Annotated in this window: 1 pseudogene; it reads left to right on the forward strand. The window is 73.4% G+C overall.

Annotation, left to right across the window (positions count from 1 at the left end):
* Positions 1-1,102 (forward strand): annotated as a pseudogene (locus BZY54_RS46735) (NAD(P)/FAD-dependent oxidoreductase); the annotation flags it as partial.

Raw genomic sequence — 1,102 nt, forward strand, 5'->3', positions numbered from 1 at the left:
GCCGACGTGGTGATCGTCGGCGGCGGGTACACGGGGCTGTGGACCGCGTACTACCTGAAGAAGGCGGCCCCCTTCCTGCGGATCACCGTCCTGGAGCAGAAGTTCTGCGGCTACGGCGCCTCCGGGCGCAACGGGGGCTGGCTCTACAACGGTGTCGCGGGCCGCGACCGGTACGCGAAGCTGCACGGCCACGAGGCCGCCGTACGGTTGCAGCGGGCGATGAACGACACCGTGGACGAGGTGATCCGGGTCGCCGCCGAGGAGGGCGTCGAGGCGGACGTGCACAAGGGCGGCGTGCTGGAAGTGGCGCGCACCCCCGCCCAGCTGGCCCGCCTGAAGGCCTTCCACGAGCACGAGCTGAGCTACGGCGAGAAGGACCGCGAGCTGTACGGCGCCCGGGAGACCGCCGAGCGCGTCCGGGTCGCGGACGCGGTGGGCTCCACCTGGACCCCGCACGGCGCCCGTCTGAACCCGGCGAAGCTGGTCAAGGGCCTCGCGGCGGCCGTGGAGGCGCTCGGGGTGACCATCCACGAGGCGACACCCGTCACGGAGATCCGCCCCAAGCACGCGGTCACCCCCTACGGCACCGTCCGTGCTCCGTACGTCCTGCGCTGCACGGAGGGCTTCACGGCCTCCCTCAAGGGCCAGCGGCGCACCTGGCTGCCCATGAACTCCTCGATGATCGCCNNGACGCGCAGTGGGAGGCGATCGGCTGGGCGGGCCGCGAGACGCTCGGCGACATGGCGCACGCCTACATGTACGCCCAGCGCACCGCCGACGGCCGGATCGCGCTCGGCGGGCGCGGGGTGCCGTACCGTTTCGGCTCGCGCACCGACAACGACGGCCGCACCCAGCGGGAGACCGTCGAGGCGCTGAGGGACATCCTCGTCGGCTTCTTCCCCGCCCTGGCCGGGGTGCGGATCGCGCACGCCTGGTCCGGTGTCCTCGGCGTGCCGCGCGACTGGTGCGCGACCGTCACCCTGGACCGTACGACGGGCCTGGGCTGGGCGGGCGGCTACGTCGGCTCGGGCGTGGCCACCACCAACCTCGCCGCCCGCACCCTGAGGGACCTCGTGCAGCTCGACTCCGGCCAGGCCGGGCA

It is taken from the genome of Streptomyces carpinensis (genome assembly GCF_002154505.1).
Classification (GTDB): Bacteria; Actinomycetota; Actinomycetes; order Streptomycetales; family Streptomycetaceae; genus Streptomyces; species Streptomyces carpinensis.